This is a genomic window from Vreelandella glaciei (assembly GCF_013415125.1).
GTDB classification, from domain to species: Bacteria; Pseudomonadota; Gammaproteobacteria; order Pseudomonadales; family Halomonadaceae; genus Vreelandella; species Vreelandella glaciei.
In genome coordinates this window covers 103,537-125,343 of the sequence record NZ_JACCDE010000012.1, presented here as the reverse complement: position 1 = coordinate 125,343, position 21,807 = coordinate 103,537, and the positions used below count along the sequence as shown (strand labels likewise).

Here is a 21,807-nt window from a genome sequence, read left to right as displayed (position 1 = left end):
AGTTGTCGGTATCCCATGCTCTGCTTCACTTTGGTAGGTAAGGCAGAGAGGGTACCGGCGCTGGCCCTCCTGCCTCTACCTTGTGATCCAAAGTGCTGCGCTTATTCTATGAATCCAGGGTTTGATGCTACCAGGGATAAAGAGAGGGGCATGTTAGCGATGGTGTCCGGCGTGGCCACTAAAAGTGGTATTGAACGGTAGTATCCCCACCCAGCTATTTTCTTTGTTGGTGGACTTGCTCATTTTTTACTGATTTTTTGTAATGGCAATGCCGGATTATCTGGGTTATCACAAAGAGTTGGTGATGATTAGCGGTATTTTTGAACTGGCCGGAGCTATTGGTATTTTGGTTCCCAAACTCGCTTTTGGGCCGCATGTGGTTTGATCATCCTAATGGCTGCTGTCTATCCTGCCAATATCAATATGGCGTTACATCCTGAGCAATGTCCAGAGTTGCCCAAACTATTGTTATATGCTCGCTTACCTTTACAGTTTTTCTTGGCTTGGTTTGTGGTCAATTAAAGCAGAAAAATTAGAGCGCAAAGAGGCTATTTAAATTATGAAGGGGTGTCGGCGTTGTCGATTTAATATAATCGGTGCCTAGACAATATTGCAGATTGGATATTGCTCTTGGCAGGGCACCGGAATGCTCAGCTTGCTAGGCTGGTTTAATTACCTAGCACATTTTTTTCACTTTTCTTTGATGATTTTACAGCTTTCTTTTCTTTGGCCGTTAAAAGTGGTTTCTTTTTAGTATTTTTTTTACTGTCTTGTCCTTTGCTCATGATATTTGCCTCTATAAATTCATTATTTGACTTATTAAGCTGTATGAAGCCAGCTTTCGAGAATTGATATTAGCGTATAAAGTGTCAGGGCGCATGGTTATATAGTGAAGACCCTACTTAAAAGTAAACCTATCCTCACCTTGACCTGATGAAATCATCAAAATGTAGCAATGTGTCTGACAGACTGAGCCTGGTTCCGCTACAAGCTTATCCTTTGTATCTAAAGCGTTAGGCTTATTTTTCAGCGTTGAGATACCGTTATATTTTTTATCGGATAGATGATCCGTAACGGCTGGCTAGGCTAGATATCATCAGCTCCTGTTATTGGCTTTAAGCCGAAAATTCATGCTTGCAGATGGCTGGACAACATCCACTGTGTTGCCCAGCGCTACTTGAGCCACGTTATTCAGTGTCCGACCCACTAACTTCTGTCTCTACCTGCCCATGCCGCTGCATCCAGCGCATCACGATCCAGCACAGTGCGGCCCAGCTTGCCCCGGCTGTCCAACCGGCAAGCACATCGGTGGGCCAATGGACACCAAGGTAGACGCGGCTTACGCCCACCAACAGGGTTAATAATATCGCCAGAATCAGAAGATAAGCCTTCAGCCTCAAAGCGGGCTGAACGCGGGTGAGTAGCGCGGCCAGGGTGAGGTAGGTGACGGCAGACATCATTGAATGCCCGCTGGGAAAACTTGCGGTGTAAACCATGGCTTCATGCGGCACGAGATCCGGGCGAGGGCGATCAAAACCTATCTTCATCACGGTGCTGAGGAGAATGCCGCCGGGGACCGCGATCGCGGCAAAGAGGGCCGCGCGATAGCGTCCGGCGAGTAACAGGTAGCCCAGAGCGCCTAGCGTGATGAGTACCAGCACGCCGACACCGCCAAGCGCAGTAAAGTCCCGCCCCATTTCTTCAACCCAGCCCGGCCCAATCGGGTCGCTAAGATCGGCGGGGTTGCGAAGGGCGAGCAGCAGACTCTCATCGATGGTCTGGGTATCTCCCTCGATCACCTCATCGGCCAGGGTGACGAACCCCCAAATCCCGCCGGAAAGTACCGCGACGCATAGCAGCATCGCTATCTCGTGGCGGCCAAGCCGAGCCAGCAGGGAAAAGCTTTTGTGTCCAACGTGTCTAATTTTCTCATGGTGCTTCATTTGCAACTCCTTTGCTTTGAGAAGTGATACGCAACGTCTATTCTGACGCTCTTATGGTGTCAGTGTTATCAATAGCGCAGAAAACCGCTTACTTCTAAAGCAGGATGACGTTTTACCAGGGGGCCGTTTAGCAAGATAGTCAGACATTAACGCCGAAGGTCTTGCGACAATGCCGGGGCTGACCTGATGACGCTGCCTGAATTATTGTCGAATCGACGTTGACGTGTGGCATTCTGGAGCCGGACCATCCCTGTAGGATTCATGCAACCATTTGATAATACATATAATTCATAACCTACGTTAGGTTGGTAAAGTAGGCAAATGTTTTAGAATAACGCTAATAAACCATTTGCCTGAGGGGTAACAGAGTGTCTCTCATCGATACAGAAGTGATGCGGGGCCTTAGTACTCAAGGCGCGCTGTCTCCAGAAGACAAAGCGCTATTGCTGGGCCTTGAGCTCAGCCCTCGGTATATGTCGGCTAGCGAGGTGCTCTGGCAGGAGAGCGAGGAGGCTGATCTGTTCTGCGTGGTCAAGGAGGGCTGGGCATACTCCTATCGCAACTTAAAAAATGGTTCAAAGCAGGTCCTCAAGTTTTACCTTCCTGGCGATATCATCGGTATTCGCGATTTTGGTTTCACTCGCCGCCTAGCGAGTGCGGCAATGATTAATAAAGGGGTGATTTGTCCATTCTCCTATCAACAGCTTTTTGAGCTCTTTGGGCGTTCAAGCCTAGCCGCCGGTATCGTGGCCACAGCAACGCGTCAGCAGGCGCAACTCTCCGAGCGGCTGATCTACCTCGGCAAGTATTCAGCCCACGAGCAGCTGGCGCACTTTCTCTACGAAATCTATCTGCGACTTAAGCGGATCAAGGTCGTTAAGGATAATAGCTTCTTCATGCCGCTCACGCAGGAGCTGATTAGCGACGCGCTGGGGATGAGCCCGGTTCACGTGAGCCGGACTTTCTCAATGCTGCGTGAGGAGGGGCTGGTGATCCGAAACCGTCAGCACGTGAAGTTACCCGACCCCGAAGCGTTGGCGCGGTTAGTCGAATTCAATGACAGCTATATCGATGAATTCCTACCGCCCTCTTTTTTTGAGCTTCTAAAAGCCAGCCCATAAAGCACCGGTAGCCTCTATTGGCTGATAACAGCCCCCACCAAAGCTCCCAGCTTCCACGAGAAGCTGGTTTCACCAATAGCTAATCTTCCTCCATCACTTCCTCTACCCATTCCACCCACGTTTTGGTAAGGCGTTGCCCAAGTCGCAATGTGTGCCAGGGCGCACGCTGGGCGGGCGTCAACGTCTCTGGGTTGCTAAACCACTCCTGTTCGATGGCAGCGTAGGTCGTTAGGCGTTCCTTGAGCTGCTTGCGGAAGGCGGTGAGCTCTTCGCGGCGGGCCTCCTCAGGCCAGCGTTCCCAGGCGAAAAACTTGGCAAACATTGGCTGGCGCACAGGGCTGGTGGACAAGGGCTCGGCGAGCCAGTTGTCCAGCGCCTGACGCCCCGCTTCGGTGAGTTGGTAAACCTTGCGGTCGGGGCGTTCGGTTTGCGGCAGTGTCTCGCACGTCAGTAGGCCATCGCCGCGCATTCGGTCAAGTTCGCGGTAGAGCTGCTGGTGGCTGGCCTGCCAAACATGGGCGAGACCCGCTTTGAAGCGCTGAAGAATATCGTAGCCAGTGCCGGGCTCACGCTGAAGGGTGATTAATAAAACGGCGCGTAGGGACATAAGTAACCGTGTGTTTCGAACGTTATGCACATAGTTGCATAATAAAATGGCAGGGGCTAGCCTTATGCAACAAGTTGCATTTGACAGGCGATTGACTTAGCTCTGGGAGGTTTCATGGCGTTTACCTTGCATCTCTACGCGTCTCTTCTGGCCCTGGGGCTTGGGGCTATTCTGCTGCTTTCGCCAAAGGGCACTATGCCCCATCGAATACTGGGCAGCACCTGGGTGCTCGCCATGGCGTTCTCTGCCTTGAGCTCCTTCTGGTTTGGCGGTGGCGTTCTGCCACTGATAGGTCACTTTGGGCCGATTCATCTGCTTTCGTTGTGGGTGCTAGTAGCTCTTGCCGTTGCAGTGGTGGCTATTCTCAAGGGGAGGGTAGAGCAGCATCGCGGTTGGATGGTTGGCGCCTATCTGGGGCTAGTCGGTGCTTTTGTCGGTTCCCTGGCACCAGGACGCTGGATCGCCGTTCAGCTGGGCTTGTGGTAATGGTTAAAAGCAAGCGTGATAGTTAGAGCCACTGTGCTTCTAGCAGAGTACTCCAATCATTGTTGAGCTTATGCTAACTTAGCATTAACGATTCAAAAGATAGTGCCTCACCTATAATCAAATTTTATTTACTTCTGCTTTCTCAGCCTATGTCTAGATAAGAGCGAGCACTGTGTTACTTAAATCTGTGTTTACCGTATCCATTTATGGAGGCTTCAATGGAGCTTAGGCATGCGGAAGAGCTAGATCTGCCCAGAATTGTGAATATCTACAATGCAGCTATCCCAACGAGATCCTCCACGGCGGATACGGAGCCGGTTAGCGTCGAATCGCGCCTTGAGTGGTTTCGGCAACATCAACCGGAAAGCCGTCCGCTACTGGTGTACGAACAGGATGAAGAGATCGTTGCATGGATAAGTTTTGAGAGTTTCTATGGCAGACCCGCGTATCGACATACGGCTGAGCTGAGCATCTATATCGCCCCAGAACATCAGGGTAAGCTGCTAGGCAAAAGGCTTTTATTGGCTGCCGAGAATATGGCACCAAAACTGGGTTTACGTACTCTGGTTGGTTACGTCTTTGCGCATAATACCCCGAGTATTCGGCTGCTAAAGGCTCTTGGTTACCATGAGTGGGGGCGTCTTCCTGATATAGCCGAGATGGATGGTAGGGAGTACAGTCTCTGTATTATGGGCAAGCGGCTTGTCATTAATGACCTAGCTGACTACTAAATCGGTAATAGTCGGTTTATTGCCGGTTACCCATCACCGCACCCGCAGTTGGCCCAATAGACCACGCCTGAGCGACCACTGGCTTTAATCTTAAATAAGAGAGCCCATGCCTAACCAGAAATCACCCATAATCAAGATCCACGCAACGCTAGTGGAAAAGATCAACTTTGCCTGCCACCAAAGCGCGTTTGCGGTACTGCGGGAGCTACAGATTGAGAACCTGAATGAAGAGCAGGCTCTCGCTGATCTTAGCGTGACGTTGGCGGCGTCTCCTGGGTTTGTGAAGCAGAAGACCTGGACGGTGGATCGGTTGGCAGCGGGTGGGCTGCTCGCTTTGAAAGATCGGGATCTTGAGTTAGACGGTGGTTTCCTGTTGGGGTTAACGGAATCCATGCGTGGCTCGGTGACGCTTAGCGTTCGCCAGGGTGAAGAGACCTTGGCTGAGCATACAGTGCCGGTGGAATTGTTGGCCTGTAATGAGTGGGGCGGGGCTGGCTATATGCCGGAGCTGTTGGCGGCGTTTTGTACGCCCAACGACCCGACGGTAGATCGGTTGTTGGGTCACGCCAGTCAGATTCTGCGCAAGGCGGGCAAGCCCGACCAGATTAATGGCTATGAGTCCAACAGCCGCGAGCAGGTATGGCTAATGGCCTCGGCCATTTACACCGCCATTGTCAAAATACAGCTAGGCTACGCGCTGCCGCCCGCCAGCTTTGAGAGCAATGGGCAGAAAGTTCGCCTCCCTAATCATATTGAAAGCGCCAAGGTGGCGACCTGCCTAGACACCACCTTGCTATTCGCAGCAGCGCTGGAGCAGGCCCAGTTGAACCCACTGGTGGTGCTGACTAAAGGGCATGCGCTCGTCGGGTTGTGGCTGGAAAAAGAGGATCTTGCCAGTGTGGTGGTCGATGAGGCAGAAACCCTTCGCCAGCGTATACCTCTGCAAGAACTCATTCTGATCGAGACCACCTACGCCACCCAGCATCCTGCGCCGCCTTTTTCCAAAGCGGTTGAGGCGGGCAATAAGCAAGTGTCGTTGGACAAGGATCACGAGTTTATCGCCGCGGTGGATATTCGCCGGGCACGGGCTCATCGCATCAACCCCATTAGCCTGAAATCTCAGTCAGAAAACGCTTTTGCAGCCAGCAATGTAGCTGACACTTTCGAGCCGCTTTTAGAAGACGCCCCCGATTTGCCAGCAGCAACCGTGCATATGGAGCAGGAGGTGTTCGAAGACTCACCGGGTGGCCGTTTGGAGCGCTGGCAACGTAAGCTGCTGGATCTATCAGCGCGTAACCCGTTGCTTAACCAGAAACCGAGTAAAAGTAGCCTGCAATTGGTATGCGGTGACCCCAGCGCATTGGAAGATTTATTGGCCACTGGGGCGCGTATTTCTATTGCGCCTTTCCCCCGACTTCAGGCGCAAGATCAGGATGAGGATATTCATCGCCAGCGAACGGGTGAAGATCTGAAGGAAGTATATTCCCGCGATGCGTTGGCCAAGAAGCAGGTGCTGGTAGAACTCACTCAAGAAGAGCTGGAAAAGCGCTCGGTTGAAATCTACCGCAAAGCGCAAACATCGCTGAAAGAGGGGGGCTCCAATACCCTGTTTCTGGCGGTCGGGTTTTTATTGTGGAAACCGAATGACAAAGGCAGCCGCCGTTATCGTGCCCCACTGATTCTGTTGCCGGTATCGCTAGAGCGAAAGTCGGTACGCAGCGGCGTGAAGATGGTCGCCAATGATGACGAGCCGCGTTTCAACACCACGCTGCTAGAGCTATTGAAGAAAGATTTTGCTATCGAGATCAACGGCCTGACAGGTGCTCTACCCGAGGATGAGAGCGGCGTAGACGTGGTCGGTATCTGGAACCGGGTACGCCAAGCCATTAAGGCAGTGCCTGGCTTTGAAGTAGTGGAAGACGTGGTGCTGGGGCACTTCTCGTTCGCCAAGTACCTGATGTGGAAAGACCTGATGGATCGCTCCGAGGCGCTGAAAGAGAGCCCGGTGGTGAAGCATCTTCTCGACACCCCACGCGAGCCCTACGAAAGCGATATTCGCTTTGTGGATGCCAAGGATATTGACCGGGAATACACCCCGGCAGATTTGCTGACACCTCTGCCTGCAGATTCTTCCCAAATGTCGGCGATTGCCACCGCCGATCGGGGTAAAGACTTTGTCATCATCGGGCCGCCGGGTACTGGTAAAAGCCAGACGATCGGCAACCTGATTGCCCATATGCTGGGTAAAGGCAAAAAAGTGCTTTTCGTATCCGAGAAGACTGCCGCCCTGGAAGTGGTACATCGTCGCCTGCGGGAAATTGGCCTTGGCCAGTTCTGCCTGGAGCTGCACTCCAACAAAGCGAAGAAAGCCGATGTGCTGGATCAGCTACGTACTTCCTGGAATAGCGCTTCTCAGGCATCGATAAGCGATTGGAAGGCGGAGGGCGAGCGCCTGAAAACCCTGCGTGACCGTTTGAATCGTGTTGTGAATGCCTTACATCAGTGCCACCGGAATGGGCTGACGGCGCACTACGCGATGGGTATCAAAATACGCGATGCAGCGCTCGCCGCTAAGGTAAAGCTAAGCTGGGCCAACGGCGAGGTTCACGACCAAAAACAGCTAGAACATTTACGCGAAATGGCAGCGTTGTTGAGCGTGCAGGCGAATGCCGTGGGCAATCTTGTCGATCACCCGCTAAGCGCCATCACTCATCATGACTGGCGGCCCCAGTGGCAGGAAGAGGTGGTCACTGTTGCCCGTCAGCTCCAAGCCAGCGCCGACAAAATGTCACAGGATTTATCAGCTCTGGAGAAGGCGCTGGGGATTAGCTTGGGTGCGGTAAACTTGGCCAAGCTATCCGCCGTGGCAGAGTGTGGCCAAGTGCTGCTGGATGCCTATCGCCAGCAAGCCTCTTTTGCCCTGGAACCCGATGCACCTGATCGGCTTGATGCGTTGGAAGAAGCGGTCATTCAGCTTAAAACCTATATCGCTACCCAGGAAAAATTGAGCTGCAGTTATGCGCCGCTGGCGTGGCAAACGCTGGATGCCGCGGCGCTTGGCCCAACCTGGGCGGCGGCCAACGAAACCTGGTGGCCGAAAAGCTGGTTCGCCAAGCGCAGTGTCGTCAAGCAGATGCGCGCAGGCGGTGCCCAGGGTACTCCAAACCCAGACAACGATATCCCCGTACTGATGCAGCTGCGCGAAACGGGCGGCCATATTGACCGCCTGGATGGCGTATTGAAGGGGCTACGGGGCTGGGACGCGTATAACTCAGACCCTGAGGCCATGGCCGCCTTGAAGCTATTGGGTTCTCGTGCCCGTGTTGCGGTGGGCAAGCTTGCTGATGACGCGGAGTCGCTGGCGATGCTGCGGGGTAAGATTCGCACGCTGCTCTATGATGCCAACGACCTGCTGGCGCCGGAAGCCCCCGTAGGGCGCGTGATTAATGACTTCAAAGCGACGTTTGAGGCATTTACGGCGCTTAAAATGCAGTTTGAAGCGCTGATCGGCTCAACGCTTGATGAGCGTCTGGATACTCAAGTGCCCGCCTTAGAGGCGTTAAGTGCTCACTGCCAGCAGATTGTCGACCACCATATTTCGCTGAAAGAGTGGTGTGCCTGGATGCGTCGCCGTTCTGAAGCGCTGGATTGCCAGCTTGGCCCGCTGGTAGACGCCATTGAGCAGGGCAGCGTAACAGCGGATGAGGTTGAGGACGTTTTCGAAGCGGCCTACTGTGGCTGGTGGTCTTCAGCAGTGATTGGCGAAGATGAGGTACTGCGCACCTTCTCATCGCCTGAGCATCAAGCCACAATTCAACATTTCCGCGAGCTGGATACCCGCTTCAGCGCGCTGACTGCCCAATACATCGCGGCGAGTTTGTCTGGGGAAATTCCTGATCAGGACGGTATCCAGAAGAGCTCCTCCTGGGGCGTACTGCGCCACGAGCTGCAGAAAAAAATGCGCCATAAGCCGGTGCGGGAGATGATGGAAACCATCCCCGATGCGATTACCACCCTGGCCCCCTGTTTAATGATGTCACCGCTCTCCATCGCTCAGTTCCTCTCTCCAGGGCAGGCGCTGTTTGACGTAGTGATTTTTGATGAAGCCTCGCAGATTACCGTGTGGGATGCGGTCGGTTCTCTGGCACGTGGCAAACAGGTCATCGTGGCGGGCGATCCCAAACAGATGCCGCCGACGAACTTCTTTGGCCGCTCTGATGATGACCCGGATGGGGATGTTGACGGTGAGGGCGATCTTGAGAGTATTCTTGATGAGCTGATGGGCTCTAGTATCCCCCAGCGGGTACTGAATCTGCATTACCGCTCTCGCCGCGAGAGCCTGATTGCGTTCTCCAATAGCCGTTACTACGAAAACTCACTGGTAACCTTTCCAGCCCCGGTGCACCCTGATAAGGGCGTTTCGCTGGTGCGGCCAGAAGGTTTTTATGCCCGAGGCAAAGCACGCCATAACCAAGGGGAAGCGAAGGCCATAGTAGACGAGATCGTGCGGCGGCTAACCTCCGAAGATGAAGCGTTGCGCCGTCAGTCCATTGGGGTGGTGACCTTCAATACCGAGCAGCAGAGCTTGATTGAAGACCTGCTCGATAAAGCCCGCGGGGAAGACCCAAGTGTCGAATGGGCATTCTCCGACGACGAGCTGGAGCCGGTCTTCGTGAAAAACCTGGAGACAGTGCAGGGCGACGAGCGGGACGTGATCTTATTTAGCATCACCTACGGCCCGGATGAAGCCGGTCACGTCACCATGAACTTCGGCCCGCTAAACCGTAACGGTGGTGAGCGTCGATTGAACGTGGCCATGACTCGCGCCCGCTCAGAAATGGTGGTGTTCTCCACTCTGACCCCGGAGCGTATCGATCTATCCCGCACCTCGGCCCGGGCCGTGGCAGACCTCAAGCACTTTTTAGAATATGCCGAGCGCGGTGCTTCAGCACTCGGCGCTGCCGTTCATGGCTCCGTGGGTGACTTTGAATCGCCGTTTGAGGTGGCCGTTGCCAGAGGCCTGCAAGAGAAGGGCTGGATAGTCCATCCGCAAATCGGCGTTTCTGCCTACCGTATCGATATGGGCATTGTTCACCCGGACAAACCCGGTGTTTATTTGGCAGGTATTGAGTGTGATGGCGCCATGTACCACAGCTCAGCCTATGCCCGTGAGCGGGACAAGGTACGCCAGAGCGTATTGGAAGGATTGGGCTGGTCACTGTTTAGAGTCTGGTCAACGGACTGGTGGACAAATCGCGCTAAGGCGCTAGAGCTGTTAGATGCAGCTTTAACGCAGCAGTTGGAAAAGGCGCAAGCAAAAAACTAAGTATTTTAAATTGACGGAATAAGCACCTCACAGAGCACTCCAATCATTGTTGAGCTTATGCTAACTTAGCATCAACAACCTGTGAGGTAGCTTTCCATGTCGATTGAAATCTGGTTCGCCTTTGCTCTTGCGTCCGTGGCCTTGCTCGCTATTCCTGGGCCAACGATTTTGACCGTGGTTAGCTACTCCATTGCCCAAGGCAGGCGCGCTAATATTCCGCTTGTCGCTGCGGTGGCATTGGGTGACTCAACGGCGCTGCTCTTTTCACTGCTTGGCTTGGGAGCGGTGTTAGCCACCTCGGCATTCTGGTTCACCGTGATCAAATGGATCGGTGGTTTATACCTGCTGTATATGGGCATCAAGCTGTTGCGTGCCGGTATTTCGTCGGTGCAGCCGGTAACACCGGCGGTATCAGGTTCGCGCTGGAAGCTCTTTACCAATACCTATCTCGTTACTGCGCTGAACCCGAAGGGCATTATCTTCTTCGTCGCCTTTTTGCCGCAATTCGTCAGCCCGAACGCCGATGCTGGGCAGCAGCTATGGATTCTTGCGGTTACATTCGTGGCCTTGGCAACGCTTAATGCCACGCTCTACGCCGTATTCGCAACGTCAGTGCGCAAGATGCTCGCCTCGCGTCGTGCCCAGCGTCGCTTCAACTTGGCTGGCGGAACGTTACTCTCTTCAGCGGGTATCTGGGCGCTGCTTGCCAAGCGGCCTGTGTAAGTAAAGGGCGGTAAATTGGATGATGGAAATGCTGTGCCTAGCGGGAGACAACGGTGAGTGAAACTCTTCAAGAACTGCTAAGGGAGCTTGAGCGATTTGGCCAACAAAACGATGCCGCCATTTCTGAACCCCCAAGACGAATGCTCAATATCACCCGTGATACGGGGGAGTTTCTATCGGTACTTGTTCAAGCAACCAACGCGCAACGAGTGTTGGAAATTGGCACTTCCAACGGGTACTCCACCTTGTGGCTGGCCCAGGCAGTGCAGAGGATTGGAGGGCACGTTACCACCGTTGAACTTTCCGAATACAAGCTTGCGATGGCCGCGAAAAATTTTGAGCGCTCAGGCCTCTCTGATGTCATTACCCAGCATCCAGGGGAGGCGGGAGGTCTGTTTGAGAGGTTGAAAGATGCCAGTTTCGACCTGATTTTTTTAGACTCAAAACGCTCTGATTATGTGCAATGGTGGCCTAATATCGAGCGAGTTTTACGCAAAGGTGGGCTTCTTGTGGTGGATAACGCCACCTCCCATGCAGGTGAATTGGCTGCTTTCATGGTGCAGGTATCGGCGGATCCCAATTTCACCACGTGCACCGTCCCCGTTGGTAATGGCGAGTTTCTGGCAACGCGGTGTGGGTGATGCCTGGCTTAGCGTTAAAGGCGCCTTAGCTGACCAAGAAAGCGTTAGTCGAATTTTGTTACTCGTTGAACTTAATCCCCTAGAATATAAATGGAATAAACCATGATCAGAGATGCGGTCAAAGGTGATTCGAAAGCCATCGCGCGCATTTATAACCATTACATCGAAAATACCGCTATTTCCTTTGAAGAAAAGCCGGTTTCTGGAGCAGTGATTCAAGCAAGGATAGAAAGCGTGCAGAGCGCAGGCTTACCTTGGATCGTCGTAGTGGAAGGCGACACGGTGATGGGCTACGCCTATGCGACGAAATGGAAGGAGAGAAGCGCCTACCGATTTGCAGTGGAAGCCAGCGTCTACCTTTCCAACCAGGCGCACGGTAGGGGCTTGGGTGCAAAACTGTACGAAACGCTCTTTTCCAAACTCAAAGAGAGTGGCATTCAGACGGTGATTGGCGGCATCACGCTTCCCAACCCAGCCAGTGTTGCGCTACACGAGAAAATGGGGATGAAAAAAGTAGCCCAATTTGAAAAGGTTGGATTCAAGTTCGAACAATGGCATGACGTAGGTTACTGGCAGCTGATTCTGACTACCTGATTGGAACACATGGCATCACCGAAAAATGTTCTTATAAGGGTCGGCACCGTTGCTAATTGAGTATTGAGGTTATAACAAGCGCCATTTCGCATGTGTTGAATGACCGTTTCTAGCCGAATCAAAAACTTTCCTTCATATTAACAACAGGGTCAGATCACGATCCGCTAACGAGCACACGTTAGCCACCAATGTAGCGACAGCACTTAAGCGAGAGGATTGCACCAATGACAGGGACTCATAAACCATCAACGATCGCATTGTTGCGCGATAACCGCGTCAGAGTGGTTTTGGCTATCGCCGTCATTGCGATGGTTTGGGCCGCGGTGGCGCACACCATTGCCGGGACGCGTCAGGACAATTTGCAAGCGCTGGAAACACAGTTGGCTGAAACCGAACGCAAGCATCAGCAAATTCAGGCGCAGATGTCTGAGGTGGAAGCCGCAGAGCTTGATTTGGCAACGCTGCAGCAGAGAATGAACGCCCTTGGGGTTGAGCAAACGGAAGCGGAGGCGGCACTTGCTTCAACGCGCGCCGACATTGCCAATGCCCAAGAAGATTTGACTGCTTTACGCGGTGAGCGTGAAACCCGTGAAGAAGAAATTGAGACGTTTAACGAACAGGCAGAAGAAAGGCAGAGTCAGCTTGAGACGCTGAATCAGGAATACGCCGAGGTAGAGACCAACAAAGAAGAAGCCGAAGCCGCCCGCGATGCTGCTCAACAGGCGCAACAAGAAGCAGAAGAGGCTCGTAGCCAAGCTGAAGCTGACCTTGAAGCGCTAAACACCGAGATCGAAGAGGCCGAAGCTGCTCGCGATGCCGCACAACAGGCGCGTCAAGAAGCTGAGGAGGCCCGCAACCAAGCTGAATCTGACCTCGAAGCGCTGAACACCGAGGTTGAAGAGGCCGAAGCCGCTCGCGATGCCGCGCAACAGGCGCGTCAAGAAACAGAAGAGGCGCGTAGCCAGATTGAAGCAGAGCTTGAAGCGTTAAACAGCGATATCGAAGAGGCCAATACCCAACTTGACGCGGTCGGTGATCAGATAAGCGAATTAGAAGAAACGCGTGATGCGCTCAGCGTTGAAGTCACATCGCTCCGAGTGACGCGCGAACAAGCGCAAATGCCTGAGTGAAAGGTGTGTGAAGAGGAGGGTGTAAATGATTCTGTGTAACCGCCCGCGGGTGCAAGAACTGTTGTGTAAAGATCTCCATGCGTGGCAAGCAGCAGGGCTTAGCCCCCCATCATCTCCTTCAACGTGAGCCCCAAAGCTTTTCGTGACGGCACGTTTGCGCGAGACCATGGTCCGTTACGGCATCTCGCCTGGCCAGCTCCAAGTGAAGTTCACCGAGGGCACGCTCACCGAACGCTCGGATATTGTTCATCAGGAAATTCATGAACTTCACGAGAACTGACTTGGCTGCAGGCGCAAGGCTGCACCGTATCCAAGGTTATCTCCTCGCTTCCCCCTTGAGAGCGAGGATTTCCGGGCGATGTTGCTAAACCCGTAAAGTATTGTGCTTATAAACATGTTCAGTACATTTTATGTGTGCGCCAGTAGAAGCCTGGTCATTTGGAAAGCAAAGCCCATTTCCTGGCGTAAACCGTCATGCGTTGGATGTCATCTGTGCTTTTTGCGTAAGCCAAGTGATGAGGCTGTCCAGTGGCATCGGTTTGGCAAACAGGTAGCCTTGGAAAACCTCGCAGCCTAGTGACATCAAGTAGTCATGCTGTTCTACCGTTTCGATACCTTCGGCAACCACCCTAAGGTCAAGCTCCAGCGCCAAGGTAATAACGCCCTGGCAGATAGCGGCGTTCTTGTCGCTCTTGGCAGCATCCTGCACGAAGCTGCGGTCGATCTTGATCTTGTCGATGGGCAGGTCGCGCAGGTAACTCAGGCTGGAAAAACCGGTGCCGAAGTCGTCGATGGCGGTACTGACCCCCATGCCGCTTAGGGCGTGGAGGATATCGATGGCGCCGTCGGCATCACGCATCAGGATGCCTTCAGTCAGTTCCAGCTCCAGGTGCTCAGGTGCAAGGTGCGTCTCGTTCAGTACATTGCGCAACGTGCTGAGGAAGTTGGGGCGGTGAAACTGGAGGGGCGAGAGGTTGACTGCCATGCGTCCTTTTAACAGGCCTTGTTCGACCAATTGTTGGGCATCTTTGCAGGCCTGCCGCATTACCCAGCGGCTCAGCGGAATGATCTGACCGGTCTCTTCCGCAATGGGAATAAACGTCGCTGGCGAGATAAAGCCCTTGGTCGGGTGGTACCAGCGAACCAACGCCTCTAGTCCGTCGACATCGCCTGCGCGGTTCAGCAGGGGCTGGTAATGCAGGTAGATGGCCGTGCTCAATGGCTTCCTGTAGCTCGCTGCGCAGGGTGACACGCTGACTGAGCTTGCTGTCGAGATCGTCCGTGTACATCTGGTAGGTGTTACGACCTTGCTGCTTGGCTTTGTACATAGCCATGTCTGCGTGCTGAAGCAGTCGCTCGGGCTCATCGAGCCCAGCGCGATTTACGGCGATACCAATGCTGGCCGACACGTGCAGCTCGTGCTCATTGATCCGGTGGGGTTTATTGAGTGCTTCCAACAGCCGGCCGGCCACTTCTTCGGCCTCATCGGGGTGGCTCAAGTCGGGCAGCAGCAGTACGAACTCATCGCCACCCAAGCGGGCGAGCGTATCACTGACCCGCAACCCCTGCTGTAGCTTCTCTGCCACGCTGATCAAGAGCTGATCACCAACGTTGTGGCCGAGCGTATCGTTGATAGGTTTGAACTCGTCCAGGTCAACGAAGAGTACGGCCAACGTTTGGCCATTGCGAGCCGCCAATTCAACATCATGGGCCAGGCGATCACTGAATAGTGCTCGATTGCCAAGGCCGGTCAGAACGTCGTGGGTCGCCTGATAAGCCAGCTGGCTCTCCTGCTCCTTACGCTCGGAGATATCGTTGATAATGCAGATGAAGTGGCTAACCTGTTGGTTGGCATCCTTCACCGGCGACATGAACAGTTGATTCCAAAAAGGAGAGCCGTCGCGACGATAAGTGCGCACGGTGGTGGTCAGGCTAGTGCCGTGCTGGATCGCTGCTTGGATCTGCTTGGTGTCCTCAGTATCCGTTTCAGCACCGCTGAGAAGTAGCGGCGCGTGGCCGATGACTTCTTGCTCTGGGTAACCGGTAATCCGTGTGAACGCGTGGTTCACATAAACCACTTGTTTCTCTTCCGTACGAACGTCAATGATCATGGCGCCGTTGCCGCTCGCCTCAAGGCTTCGCTCCAGAATGAGCAGCCGCTCCTCGGCGGCAACGCGATCGGTGATGTCCTTGGCAATACCGAAGACCCCGCTGACCTCGCCATCAACCACTATGGGCACCATTGTTACTTCCAAATCTTGAGAAGCCCCTTCGCGTACGAAGCGCATGGTATAGCTGCTGGGGAGTCCGTTGATGGCGCGATTGAAAGCGATCTCCGTACGCTCTACATCCTGATTGGAACACGCTGGTTCGCAGACGACTGAGCGGAAGTGCTTTCCCAGTAGGTCGCTTTCCGAGAGTCCCACGATGGCTTCCGTCACCGGATTGAGGCTTTCATAGGTGCCGTCACGGTGATGAGCAAATACCGCATCTGGGTTATGGGTGAACAGGGACCGGAAGCGCTGCTCATTGAGCTGCAAAGCGGTGGCCTGTTGGTTACGGAAGGCGATAAGGGCACGGCTCATGATCAACTGATAAGAGAATACTAACCCCATTAGGCCGAAGATCACTGGCAAAGCGCCGGGCAGGCTGCTCAGCGACAGCGGCCCATCCAGTGCTGTAATCGTGAAGGTTGGCCCGCCGGGCAGCGTCACCTCGCGGGAGGCAAACGCCCTCGGGATAAGGGCTCCGTGCGAACTTTTAGCAGCCAACGTGCCCCACGTTTGGTCGTTTGAGGTATACGTGATGGTAAAGCCACTCGTATCCAGATGACGCTGCAACTGGATGATCTCGGCTAAGTCGATAGCAGCCAGCATGGTGGTCTGCCCCCCATCAAGCGTCACCGCTAGTAGGCCATGGCTGCTACGTTCTGGATCAGGAAAACGCCAGCTGATAGGTAGATGGAATACATTTTGCTGGCGTAGCCAGCCCAGTGTCGCTGGGCCGGTCAGTTGATCCATCATCCATAGTAGGTTTGCGGGTTCGCGGCCCACTCGCCACCGTACTTGGGAGTCATCGCCTAAGTGAACGATGGCCAGCAAGCTTGGCTCGTCACGCATAAACGTTCGCATCTCTACTTCTTGAAGCTCGCGAACGGCACTACGACCCTCGCCTCTTAACGCCATCCAGCGCTCTGTTAGGCGCTCAACCTGTTTTACTCTTGACTCAATTCGCTGCTCCATGCCATCGGCGACATTGTTCACTAGCGTATCGGCAGCGGTGAGGCGGGCGTTGTACTGTACCCAGCTGCTGGCCAGCCAGATCATGATGCTGACCGTGACGCCTAACACACCGACGATAATGGCAGAGCGGGGCAGTGGCAGCGTCGGATAGGTACGCTGATGGGCAATAATCAGTAGAGCCGCGCCCAGCAGAAGGCAGAATAAGCTACCCATGGAGGTGAGGCCTGCCACCGAGACGGGTGGCGTCTGGGTGATCAGTGGATAAGCCAACGTAGCGACGCCGAGGATGATCGACGTCCAGCCGATCAAGCGATAACCTCGCCGAGTGCCCCCCGATGCCGGAGAAAAGAAACAACTCGTTCCCATGATTACCACCAGCAACGCAGGTACCCTGCCCAGGCGTGGCTGTCCGGTGAGCCATGAAAGCCCGTCGTCCGTTCCCGGTGCGAGAAGATCATGGCCAAGGCTATAACCACCCAATACGATCATCAGGCCACCGGCTAAACGTCGCCAGCGTGACTGGTGGCTCAGCAGGGCCAGCAGGCCGACGCTAACCAACAGCACGGCAAGGGTGCCATCAGGGCTCAAACGCCACTGTGGGGGTAGCGGAAGGTGTGCGACGCGGTCTAGCAGCAGGCTGCTGACACTGATCAGCAAACTACTAGTGAGTAGAATCAACAGCCAAGCCTGCATGGCGAGACGACGGTTACTCTGAGCCATCTTTTGTTGTTGTCCTTCGGCTATGGTGAGAAGCATTGTCACAATGGGCGGAAACGCTGGGAGAGGCCTTACTGACGGTCTTTTAGTCTACGGCGGCTAAAAATATTGCGCTGTTATACAGGAGTAAGCCTAGTGCGCAATTAGCGGTAAGTATTATAAAAGGATGTTATTAACGAACGCTTGTATTCATGTAAACAAATGTTTCAGTTAGTGGTTGAGGTGTTTTGTGACAGATAGCCCATTCCCTATGCCACTGTCCCTGCTACTTTTGCTAGCCGACGCTATCCTTATACTTCATGTGTTGTTTGTGGCCTTCGTGGTACTCGGCTTATTCGCAGTATACGCGGGCTATTTTCTGAACTGGCAGTGGGTGCGCAATCGCATTTTCCGCATCGTGCATTTGTGCGCGATTGGCTATGTGGTCGTTCAAGCCTGGTTAGGTGTCGTTTGCCCGTTAACCACCTGGGAAATGGCGCTTAGAGCAGAGGTGGGCGCTGGCACCTATTCGGGGTCATTTATTCAGCACTGGCTGCATAGCCTGCTCTATTTAACGTTGCCGGAGTGGGTGTTTGTGGTGGTTTATACGCTATTCGGCAGCTTGGTGTTGGCCAGTTGGCTGGTGGTGAAGCCGCATAAGCGTGTTCGCTAACTCACTCCAGTTGACTGTTTCGGTTAGTGGGGTAGCTTTACTTAGTGAACCCGAAAGAAATCGCCGCGTTACTCAGGGAGTGTGGGGCTTTGCCATTACAAAAAAAGCGGAACCAGGTGCATTGGTTAACGGGCCAATTTTGCGACGCTGGCAGGGAGTCGATGTATCGCCAGTCTATCCAGGAAAACGTTAGGTTGGAGTTTAGCCGTGCCTTAAGCGTCGCGACCTTAGTCTTTGGTATGTTTGCGATTTCGGATTACTACCTGCTTGGACTCACTAGCGAATTTTATCTGCTGCTTAGCATGCGTGCTGTGGTGGTAAGTCTTTGCCTTCTTATTGCCTTGATTGTTAGGTATGGGCTTGGCCATTCTTATCGCCCCTGGCTCCACGCGTTGCCATTGTGGATATTGGCAACGGGCATCATTTTGATTATTCCTTTACGCCCAGACAGTCTCCCCACCCAAATTACCGCTGTGGTGGTCGCCACTATGGCGTTCTATCTTCTAATTCCCAACCTGCTAACCGTGGTGGTGTTTGCCAGCCTTTACTTAAATATTGGCTTTTTAGTCGCTGCTGTTCTGTTTACGGAGATTGCCCTGATAACGGCGCTTCGCATCGTACTTTTGCTGATTATGGGAATCGTGGTGGGGTTCTTTGCCTTGCTTCGTTTGGAGATTCTTCAGCGCAAGCAGTATGCGTTGCTTCACGAAGAGCGTGATTATAACCACCAGCTGCACGCGGAAATAGCACATCGAAAATCGCTGGAGGCGCAGCTACGAGTGGTCGCAGAGCGGGACGCGTTGACCAGCCTCAATAATCGGGGCCATTTTATGAAACTGGCCGAGGAGCTGTTACAGCGCTCACAGTCAGAAAAGATGCCGTTTAGCCTTTTTATGATCGATGTCGACCATTTCAAGCGTATTAACGATACCTGGGGGCATAGCCACGGGGATTGGGTGCTGATTAAAATCGCAGAGGCTTGCGCAGCGTCGCTGCGTCCATCGGATGTAATAGGGCGTTTTGGTGGGGAGGAGTTTGTAGTGGCCCTGCCGAACACTAACCCAAACGATGCGCAAATCATCGCTGAGCGCTTGAAAAAGAAGGTCGCTGAGCTGCCGTTAAAGGAAGAGATGAGCGAGCTGAGCCCAAGTGTCACCATTGGGGTAGCTGCAACGAATAGTGGTGAGGTCGATCTAGACTCTCTCATCACGCGGGCGGATCAGATGCTTTATGCTGGCAAGCGCGGCGGCAGGAACCAAGTTGTGGTGTGTCGCGATGCTATAAAAGAGGGCGAAGGCGGGGACGCCTATAATCATACTCAATAGGTGATGCGCGTGTACTAAACTTCGTTCAACACCCCTTAATTGTGAGCGAACCCATGCGGCACTTATACCTAATGCGGCACGCCAAGGCCAAACAGCCCAGTGGCGATATGACCGACCACCAACGGCCGTTGCGAAAGCGGGGTAAGCGACAGGCAGCGGCGATGGCGTATGTGCTGCAGCGCTGGCAAGCGTTGGAAGGGGAGATTTACGTCAGTACAGCAGTTCGCACGCGGGAAACCTTCGACGAGATCGCGGTGCAACTGCCTGAACATACTCTGGTCGATCAGGTTCACTTCGATGAAGACCTTTACACTTTCGATGACGCCGGGCTGCAGGCATGGCTCAAAGCGTTACCGGATGAAGCCGAAAGGGTGCTGGTGATTGGGCATAACCCGGCGCTGCATGATCTGGCCCGTTGGCTCGATAACACAGCGCCGCATTCGCTGCCCACCGGTAGCGTGCTGCATTTCACGCTGTCTGGCACTGCCTGGAAAAGCGTGGAGCAGGGCGGAGCTAAATTGACGGAATGCCTGACCCCGGAAGCGGTCAGTTACCCACTTTTCAAGCGCCTTGCCCCCCAACCACCCAAACACAAAAGCGACACTGCCAGCCGAATATGCGCCATGCTGGAGCACCAGTATCAGATGATTCGGGCCTTGGAGCCTGGGGTCATCGCAGGTGTTGATCCTGAGTTTCTGCACCAGTACCGGGTCAATCTGCGCCGCAGCCGGGCAGTGGGTGAATCCGTGCACGCCATTACCCGAGTGCCTGGTTTTAAGAAGATGCTTAAGCGGCTCAAGCATCGCGCCCAGGCCACCAGTGATCTCCGTGATATTGATGTGTTTCTGGAGGATATGGGCAAGACATCACCGCCGCTCTCGTCGGTTACTCGAAAGGGGTTAACGCAGTGGCTGCAGGCTAGCCAGCGGGAACGGCACCAGACGCTGTGCCAGCAGTTAAATGCACCGGAGTACGCTGAAGAGCTTGAGGACTGGCAGCGTTTTATCGCTTCCGATGATGTTGGGAAGACGCTGTCAAAACTCACGCCAAAACGCATCAAGGCGGTACTAGACGAGCGCATCGCACGCCACGATGAGGATCTGGCGGCACTCTCATTGGACGCTCAAGACGCCGAGTTCCATGAACTGCGCAAGGGCGTGAAGCGCATTCGCTATCTGGCTGATCTGAACCTTGAGACTCCTGAGCCGTTCCTGACTGAATTGAAGCACCGCCAGGGCCTGCTCGGGGAGTATCAAGACCTGTGTACCCGTCAAACTTGGTTGGATGCGTTTAGCGCAAGCCCTGATAACGACCCGCAACAACAGCAGGAGTGTACCCAGTGGCGCGCTTCGTTAGAGAAGCCGAAGCTGGCGCTGCGCAAGAAAATAGTGGCGTTGAAACCTTTCTCTAACGTTACAGCTTAACGTAACAAGGTAGCCTTGCCGCCAGTCGTTACGCGATATATGATTCGTATATGATTTATATTCGTTTCATATATTGGGTGGTGTGATGGGTATCGTAAAAATCAATGATCAGCTGCACGAAGATATTCGCAAAGCGAGCTCGGTGATGGTGCGCTCTATCAATGCCCAGGCAGAGTACTGGATAAAAGTGGGCATGCTCGCTGAGGCCAATCCGACCATGACTTTCTCTGAGATTATGCGTGAGCAAATGAAACAAGCCGACGTTGAAGTAAGGAAGGTGGTCGGTGAGTGAGGTAACGCTAAAAAACGAGGAGGCGTTGCGCTTAATGCGGGAAGCCGGCCGGCTACTCGGATTGGTGTTCAGTCATCTCGACCAACGGATAGTGCCCGGCGTATCCACCATGGCTATTAACGATTGGGCCGAGCGTTATATCGTCGATCAACTGGAGGCTCGCCCGGCCAGTAAGGGGCAATACGATTACCAATACGTATTGAATGCCTCAGTGAACCACGTAGTGTGCCATGGCATTCCATCCGACAAGCAAACGCTCAAATCAGGCGATATCGTCAATGTCGATATTACCCTGGAGAAAGACGGCTTTATTGCCGACTCCAGCAAGATGTACCTGATTGGCGATGTCACTCCCTTTGCCAAGCGACTGGTCGATAAAACCTACGAAGCCATGTGGCAAGGGATTCAAGCGGTCAAGCCCGGTGCCACCTTGGGCGACGTGGGTTATGCGATTCAGCAACATGCTGAACAGCATGGCTACTCTGTGGTTCGTGAGTATTGCGGCCACGGCATTGGCCGGGAAATGCATGAAGAGCCGGAGGTGCTGCATTACGGAAAGAAAGGCAGAGGCTTGGCGTTAAAAGAGGGCATGGTGTTTACCATCGAGCCTATGATTAATCAGGGCAGGGCCAAGATAAAAACCAAGCGGGATGGTTGGACGGTGGTCACCAGTGACAAAACATTGTCAGCCCAGTGGGAGCACACGATTGCCGTCACTGCTTCCGGTTTTGAAGTGCTCACCCTTCGGGCTGACGAGCGTATTCCCGCTGAACTCATTCAATCTGGCGAAGATCATTAGGTGCGTTAAGCTGAAAGCACGACTCTCTGCATAGAGAGGCTTTGCTTTTTATGG

The 21,807-nt window shown here is 53.7% G+C and carries 17 protein-coding genes and 1 pseudogene; 14 read left to right on the top strand and 4 right to left on the bottom strand.

Going from position 1 to position 21,807, the window contains the following annotated elements:
* The first annotated feature begins 262 nt into the window (after positions 1 to 262).
* On the top strand, positions 263 to 385 hold the full coding sequence (locus HZS80_RS23850; RefSeq protein ID WP_281372583.1) for a DoxX family protein: 123 nt from the start codon (positions 263 to 265) through the stop codon (positions 383 to 385).
* A gap of 802 nt (positions 386 to 1,187) precedes the next feature.
* Here HZS80_RS23850 and HZS80_RS10060 read toward each other — a convergent pair.
* Positions 1,188 to 1,943, bottom strand: a complete 756-nt coding sequence (locus tag HZS80_RS10060; RefSeq protein ID WP_179915996.1) for a phosphatase PAP2 family protein — start codon at positions 1,941 to 1,943, stop codon at positions 1,188 to 1,190.
* A gap of 368 nt (positions 1,944 to 2,311) precedes the next feature.
* Here HZS80_RS10060 and HZS80_RS10055 point away from each other — a divergent pair, with 368 nt between their 5' ends.
* On the top strand, positions 2,312 to 3,064 hold the full coding sequence (locus HZS80_RS10055; RefSeq protein WP_179915995.1) for a Crp/Fnr family transcriptional regulator: 753 nt from the start codon (positions 2,312 to 2,314) through the stop codon (positions 3,062 to 3,064).
* Between the two features lie 79 nt (positions 3,065 to 3,143).
* Here HZS80_RS10055 and HZS80_RS10050 read toward each other — a convergent pair whose 3' ends face one another.
* A complete protein-coding gene (locus tag HZS80_RS10050; RefSeq protein ID WP_179915994.1) occupies positions 3,144 to 3,671 on the bottom strand; it encodes a PadR family transcriptional regulator in 528 nt (175 codons plus the stop codon).
* Between the two features lie 114 nt (positions 3,672 to 3,785).
* Here HZS80_RS10050 and HZS80_RS10045 point away from each other — a divergent pair, with 114 nt between their 5' ends.
* The 7 genes from HZS80_RS10045 (at position 3,786) to HZS80_RS10015 (ending at position 13,302) form a co-directional block, all read left to right on the top strand.
* On the top strand, positions 3,786 to 4,157 hold the full coding sequence (locus HZS80_RS10045) for a DUF2306 domain-containing protein (protein ID WP_179915993.1): 372 nt from the start codon (positions 3,786 to 3,788) through the stop codon (positions 4,155 to 4,157).
* A gap of 218 nt (positions 4,158 to 4,375) precedes the next feature.
* Positions 4,376 to 4,888 (top strand): GNAT family N-acetyltransferase, encoded by a 513-nt coding sequence (locus tag HZS80_RS10040; RefSeq protein WP_218927661.1) that lies wholly within the window; start codon positions 4,376 to 4,378, stop codon positions 4,886 to 4,888.
* Positions 4,889 to 4,994: 106 nt separating this feature from the next.
* A complete protein-coding gene (locus HZS80_RS10035; protein ID WP_179915991.1) occupies positions 4,995 to 10,214 on the top strand; it encodes a DUF4011 domain-containing protein in 5,220 nt (1,739 codons plus the stop codon).
* A 96-nt stretch (positions 10,215 to 10,310) separates the two neighbouring features.
* Entirely contained in the window at positions 10,311 to 10,937 is a 627-nt protein-coding gene (locus HZS80_RS10030; protein ID WP_179915990.1) for a LysE family translocator, read from the top strand.
* A 53-nt stretch (positions 10,938 to 10,990) separates the two neighbouring features.
* Positions 10,991 to 11,578 carry an O-methyltransferase gene (locus tag HZS80_RS10025; RefSeq protein WP_179915989.1) on the top strand — a complete coding sequence of 196 codons (588 nt, stop codon included), beginning with the start codon at positions 10,991 to 10,993 and terminating at the stop codon, positions 11,576 to 11,578.
* Positions 11,579 to 11,680: 102 nt separating this feature from the next.
* Positions 11,681 to 12,172 (top strand): arsinothricin resistance N-acetyltransferase ArsN1 family B, encoded by a 492-nt coding sequence (locus HZS80_RS10020; protein WP_179915988.1) that lies wholly within the window; start codon positions 11,681 to 11,683, stop codon positions 12,170 to 12,172.
* A gap of 224 nt (positions 12,173 to 12,396) precedes the next feature.
* A complete protein-coding gene (locus HZS80_RS10015; RefSeq protein WP_179915987.1) occupies positions 12,397 to 13,302 on the top strand; it encodes a coiled-coil domain-containing protein in 906 nt (301 codons plus the stop codon).
* Positions 13,303 to 13,774: 472 nt separating this feature from the next.
* Here the strand turns inward: HZS80_RS10015 and HZS80_RS23505 are convergent, their stop codons facing one another.
* Both HZS80_RS23505 and HZS80_RS23500 read right to left on the bottom strand, forming a co-directional pair.
* Entirely contained in the window at positions 13,775 to 14,668 is an 894-nt protein-coding gene (locus HZS80_RS23505; protein ID WP_246361902.1) for a putative bifunctional diguanylate cyclase/phosphodiesterase, read from the bottom strand.
* A pseudogene (locus tag HZS80_RS23500) lies at positions 14,601 to 15,887 on the bottom strand (sensor domain-containing protein); the annotation flags it as partial. The pseudogene HZS80_RS23500 and the gene HZS80_RS23505, both read right to left, overlap by 68 nt.
* Positions 15,888 to 17,511: 1,624 nt before the next feature.
* On the opposite strand from HZS80_RS23500, the gene HZS80_RS10000 reads away from it, so the two are divergent.
* The 5 genes from HZS80_RS10000 to map all read left to right on the top strand — a co-directional run bounded on the left by HZS80_RS10000 (position 17,512) and on the right by map (position 21,753).
* Entirely contained in the window at positions 17,512 to 17,913 is a 402-nt protein-coding gene (locus HZS80_RS10000) for a DUF2784 domain-containing protein (RefSeq protein ID WP_179915997.1), read from the top strand.
* A gap of 161 nt (positions 17,914 to 18,074) precedes the next feature.
* A complete protein-coding gene (locus tag HZS80_RS09995; RefSeq protein WP_246361894.1) occupies positions 18,075 to 19,238 on the top strand; it encodes a GGDEF domain-containing protein in 1,164 nt (387 codons plus the stop codon).
* Between the two features lie 53 nt (positions 19,239 to 19,291).
* Positions 19,292 to 20,662 carry a CHAD domain-containing protein gene (locus HZS80_RS09990; RefSeq protein WP_179915984.1) on the top strand — a complete coding sequence of 457 codons (1,371 nt, stop codon included), beginning with the start codon at positions 19,292 to 19,294 and terminating at the stop codon, positions 20,660 to 20,662.
* 85 nt (positions 20,663 to 20,747) lie between these two features.
* Complete coding sequence (locus HZS80_RS09985; RefSeq protein ID WP_035565969.1) at positions 20,748 to 20,954, top strand: ParD-like family protein; 207 nt, start codon at positions 20,748 to 20,750, stop codon at positions 20,952 to 20,954.
* On the top strand, positions 20,947 to 21,753 hold the full coding sequence (gene map / locus HZS80_RS09980; RefSeq protein WP_179915983.1) for a type I methionyl aminopeptidase: 807 nt from the start codon (positions 20,947 to 20,949) through the stop codon (positions 21,751 to 21,753). The genes HZS80_RS09985 and map overlap by 8 nt, the downstream gene beginning before the upstream one ends.
* Positions 21,754 to 21,807 lie beyond the last annotated feature (54 nt).